Raw genomic sequence first — 4,317 nt, 5'->3', positions numbered from 1 at the left:
CGCGGGGCGGGCCCGGCACGGGCCCGTCGGGCGGGGTGCACCCGGACGCCGCCTGACGCGGTCGCGGCCGTGGCGCCGCGGCGGCACCCCGGTGCGCGCCCCGTCGCGCGGCGGGTCGGTACAGTGCGGTGCGTGCAGTCCGAGGCGGGTCCCGAGCCGGTGCACGTGGACGGCGGCGACCTGGGCTGCGCCCGCCTGCTCGTGCTGCTCCGTGCTCGCGCCCGCGAGCTCCCGCCCGGGACCGTGGTGCACCTGACGACGTCGGACCCGGTCGCGCCGATCGACCTCCCGGCGTGGTGCCGGATGACGGGGCACCGCTACCTCGGCCCGGTGCCGGACGGCCCGCCGCCGGCGACGTACGCGATCGAGGTCGCGGCGGACGCCCGCCCGACGGACCCGGACCGCCCCTGGCACGTCGCGCCGGACGCCTGACCCGCGCCCGCCCCGCCGCGCCGCGCCCCGCCCGCCGAGAGGGCATCCGACACGTCGAGCGAGTAACCAGCGGGTACTCGCTCGACGTGTCGGGTACTCGCTCGCCGTGTCGGGGTGCTCGGGCGGCGCCCGCCTGGCGTCAGTCCAGCCCCGCGGCCGCCTCGGCGTCCTCGATCCCGCGCAGCCAGTCGCGCTTCCCGGCGCGCCAGCCCTCGTCGTCCGCGCCGGCCCGCCAGTACCCGGAGATCGACAGGTCGCCCTTGCCGAGCCCGCGCTCGACGCGCAGGTACCGCCGCAGCTCGCGAACGGACCCCGCCTCGCCGTGCACGAACGCGTGCACGCGGCCGACCGGCCACGGCAGGGCGCGGACGGCCTCGACGAGCCGCGCGCCCGGGGCGGCGTCGCCCGCGTGCACCCAGTGCAGGGCGATGCCGTCCGGCACGTGCAGGGCCTGCTCCTCGGCGCGGTCGTGCACCTCCAGGACGGCGTGCCCGGAGGCGGCGCCGCCGAGCCGCTCGAGGGCGACGGCGACGGCGGGCAGCGCGGACGCGTCGCCGGCGAGCAGGTGGTGGTCGGCCGTGAGGTCGGGGGTGTAGCCGCCGCCGGGACCCACGACGACGACCTCGTCGCCGGGCGCCGCGGTGGCGGCCCACGGGCCGGCGATGCCGTCGGCGCCGTGCACCACGAGGTCGAGCGTGAGGGTGAGCTCGAGGTCGTCGAACCCGCGGACCGTGTAGGTCCGCATCCGGGGCTGGTGCTCCGGCGGCAGGGCGGCGCGGGCGGCCTCGATGTCGACGCGCCCGTCCGGGGTGGTCCACGCGGCGAGGACGTCCGCGCCGGAGGCGGTCGCGCCGACCCCGGGCACGAAGACGAGCTTGACGTACGAGTCGGCGTGCGGGGACGGCGCGAACCCGGCGATGCCGGGGCCGCCGAGGGTGAGCCGGACCATCGCCGGGGTGAGGTGCTCGGCGCGCAGGACGACCGCGCGCAGGGCGGTCCGCGGCGGGCGGCGCGGGGTGGTCAGAGGCTCGGTCGAGGTCACGCGGGTAGCACCTTCCGGTCGTTCGAGGTGCCGGACGGGTCGGCGTGCGACGACGCGCGGCCCGGGGGCGTGGCCGGTGCGTCGGGTCGAGCGTAGGTGGTGGGCCGCGGCGCGTCACGCAGGTGCGGCACGCGTCTCACCGGCTGCCGTGCGCGCGGCCCCAGGTGTCGACGTCGGCGTTGAGCCGGGTGAGCAGCCGGGCGAGCTCGGCGCGGTCGTCGGCGGACCAGTCGTCGAGCACCTCGCCGTAGAGCCGCGCGCGGACGTCCCGGGTCCGCTCGAGGGCCTCGAGCCCGGCCTCGGTGGGCCGGACGAGGGTGACCCGGCCGTCGCTGGCGTCGGCGGCGCGGACGACCTGGCCGGCCTGCTCCATGGCGAGCACCTGCCGGGTGACGGTGGAGGGGTCGAGCCGGAGCGCGTCGGCGATGGCGTTGACGCTCGTGGGCCCGTCCTGCGCGAGGACGCCCAGGACGAGGTAGGCCGAGCGCTCGATCTCGCCGCGGGCGCGGGCGCCGGCGCGGCGGGTCCGGTCGGACAGGCGCAGCAGCATGGCCACCTGGGCCTCGATCGTGCGCAGGGAGTCGTCCGGCATGGTCACCTCGTCCTCGGGTCGGCCCGGGAAGTCTGCCACGTCCTCCTGGGCAAGAAGCCTGTATAGTACAGACATACCCGACGACGACTTCCCGAGGACGCGCATGCCCAGCCGGCACCACGAACCGAACAAGACCGCCATCTACGCCACGGCCCTGACCGCGTTCTTCGCGATCGCCGGCATCGCCGTGGTCGACCCGATCCTCCCGGTGATCGGGGAGGAGATCGGCGCCTCCACCTGGCAGATCGAGCTGCTGTTCACCGCGTACCTGGTCGTGATGGCGGTGGGCATGATCCCCGCCGTCATCGCGACCGGCCGGTACGGCTACCGCAAGGTCCTGGCGACCGGCGTGACGGTCGTCGCGGCGGCCGCGGTGCTCGCCGCCCTGTCCGGCAACATCCTCGAGCTCGCAGTGCTCCGCGGGCTGTGGGGCCTGGGCAACGCGATGTTCTTCGCGACGGCGATGGTCCTGCTGGTCGCGCTGGCGACGGACCGCGAGTGGGTCGTCGAGCTGTTCGAGACCTGCGTGGGCCTCGGGTTCGCGGTCGGCCCGCTGATCGGCGGCCTGCTCGGCCAGATCTCCTGGCGGGTGCCGTTCGCCGCGTGCGGCGTGTTCATGCTGATCGCGCTCGCGATGTCCGTCACCCGGCTCCGCGACCCGCAGGACCCGCCGACCGCGCTCACCCTGCGCGACGTGTGGCAGCCGTTCCGCCGCCCCGCGTTCCGCACCCTGTGCGTGGTCACGGCCGCCTACAACTTCGTGTTCTTCGTGGTGCTCGGCTACACGCCGGTGTTCCTGGGCCTGGACGTCGTCCCGCTCGGCCTGGTGTTCACGGCGTGGGGCGTCGGCCTGGCGGTCGGCATCCTCGTGGTGGGCCACCGGCTCGCGCACCGGATCGGCGCCGTGGCGACGGTCGGCGTGGCGATCGCGGGGCTGCTCGTGACCCTGGTGCTGCTGGCGACGAGCGCCGGCACGGCCGAGTCGGTCGCGGTGCTGGTGCTCGCCGGCGTGTGCATGGGCATCGCGAACGCGAACCTCACGGACCTCGCGCTCGGGCTGGGCGGTGCGGAGCGCCGCACGACGACCGCGGCGTTCAACCTGGTCCGCTGGGGCTTCGCCGCCCCGGCGCCGGTGATCGCGGGCCTGCTGCACCCGGTCAGCGCGACCGCCCCGTACTGGGTGGGCGCGGGGGTGCTGCTGGTCGGCGTGGTCGCGTTCGCCTGGAAGGGGCGCGCCATGGCGGCGGCCGTGGGCGAGCGGCTGTCGTTCCGGCAGTGGGACCGGGCGGCGCGCGCGGTCGAGGGGACGCCGGAGGAGGCGCTCGGCGAGGTCTGACGGATCCGGGCTCAGCGCCCGACGATCCCCGACTCGTACGCGAGCACCACGGCCTGCACCCGGTCCCGCACCCCGAGCTTGGCCAGGATCCGCCCGACGTGGGTCTTCACCGTCGCCTCGGACAGGAACAGCCGCTCGGCGACCTCCGCGTTCGACAGCCCCTCGGCGACCGCGAGGAGCGCCTCGCGCTCGCGGTGCGTGAGCTCGTCGAGCCGGGCGTCGCCGCGGCGCGCGGGGGCGGCGGACTCGCTGGGCAGCTCCTCGGCGAACAGCTCGAGCATCCGGCGGGTGACCCGCGGGGAGACGACCGCGTCGCCGGTGGCGACGGCCCGGATGGCCGCGGTGAGCTCGGCGGGCCGGGCGTCCTTGAGCAGGAACCCGCTGGCGCCGGCGCGCAGGGCGGCGAACGCGTACTCGTCCAGGTCGAACGTCGTGAGGATGAGCACCCGGGAGCGGGACCCGGCGGCGACGATCCGCTCGGTCGCCTCGATGCCGTTCGTGCCGGGCATCCGGACGTCCATGAGCACGACGTCGGGGTCGAGCGCGGCGATCTGCCGCAGGGCCTCGGCGCCGTCCCCGGCCTCGCCGACGACGGTCAGGTCGTCCTCGTCGTCGAGCACCAGGCGGAAGCCCATGCGGAGCAGGGGCTGGTCGTCCACCAGCAGGACGCGGATCGGCGCCGGCCCGGCGCCGTCGGGGGTGGTGGTCACGCGGGCTCCTCGGTCGGGGCGGGTGGTGCGGTCGCCGCGGGTCGCGCGGGGGCGGCGGCGAGGTCCTCGGTGCGCAGCTCGACGTGCACCCGCCAGCCGGCGCGGTACGGCCCGGCCGACACGGAGCCACGGTAGACCGCCGCGCGCTCGCGCATGCCGACCAGGCCCCGCCCGCCGCGCGCGACCGGGCCGGCGGGCGCGGCGG

At 76.7% G+C, this 4,317-nt stretch carries 5 protein-coding genes and 1 pseudogene; 2 read left to right on the top strand and 4 right to left on the bottom strand.

Annotation, left to right across the window (positions count from 1 at the left end; all coding sequences use genetic code 11):
- Positions 1-132: 132 nt before the first annotated feature.
- Positions 133-432 (top strand): sulfurtransferase TusA family protein, encoded by a 300-nt coding sequence (locus tag FA014_RS18325; RefSeq protein WP_154731052.1) that lies wholly within the window; start codon positions 133-135, stop codon positions 430-432.
- Between the two features lie 139 nt (positions 433-571).
- Here FA014_RS18325 and FA014_RS18320 read toward each other — a convergent pair whose 3' ends face one another.
- Together FA014_RS18320 and FA014_RS18315 are read right to left on the bottom strand one after the other, a co-directional pair.
- Positions 572-1,474: a siderophore-interacting protein gene (locus FA014_RS18320; RefSeq protein ID WP_230323384.1), complete on the bottom strand. Its 903-nt coding sequence runs from the start codon at positions 1,472-1,474 to the stop codon at positions 572-574.
- A 136-nt stretch (positions 1,475-1,610) separates the two neighbouring features.
- Positions 1,611-2,171, bottom strand: coding sequence for a MarR family winged helix-turn-helix transcriptional regulator (locus FA014_RS18315; protein WP_230323383.1), 561 nt, complete (start codon positions 2,169-2,171; stop codon positions 1,611-1,613).
- Here FA014_RS18315 and FA014_RS18310 point away from each other — a divergent pair.
- Positions 2,170-3,402, top strand: a complete 1,233-nt coding sequence (locus tag FA014_RS18310; RefSeq protein WP_154731051.1) for an MFS transporter — start codon at positions 2,170-2,172, stop codon at positions 3,400-3,402. The two genes, FA014_RS18315 and FA014_RS18310, sit on opposite strands and share 2 nt — an antisense overlap.
- Positions 3,403-3,413: 11 nt before the next feature.
- Here FA014_RS18310 and FA014_RS18305 read toward each other — a convergent pair whose 3' ends face one another.
- Both FA014_RS18305 and FA014_RS20850 read right to left on the bottom strand, forming a co-directional pair.
- A complete protein-coding gene (locus tag FA014_RS18305) occupies positions 3,414-4,037 on the bottom strand; it encodes a response regulator (RefSeq protein ID WP_230323385.1) in 624 nt (207 codons plus the stop codon).
- 71 nt (positions 4,038-4,108) lie between these two features.
- A pseudogene (locus FA014_RS20850) lies at positions 4,109-4,317 on the bottom strand (sensor histidine kinase); the annotation flags it as partial.

Source organism: Cellulomonas hominis, assembly GCF_005239125.1.
Lineage (GTDB): Bacteria > Actinomycetota > Actinomycetes > Actinomycetales > Cellulomonadaceae > Cellulomonas > Cellulomonas hominis_A.
Note: the sequence above shows the minus strand (reverse complement) of the source record. Positions and strands in the feature narration are given on the sequence as shown.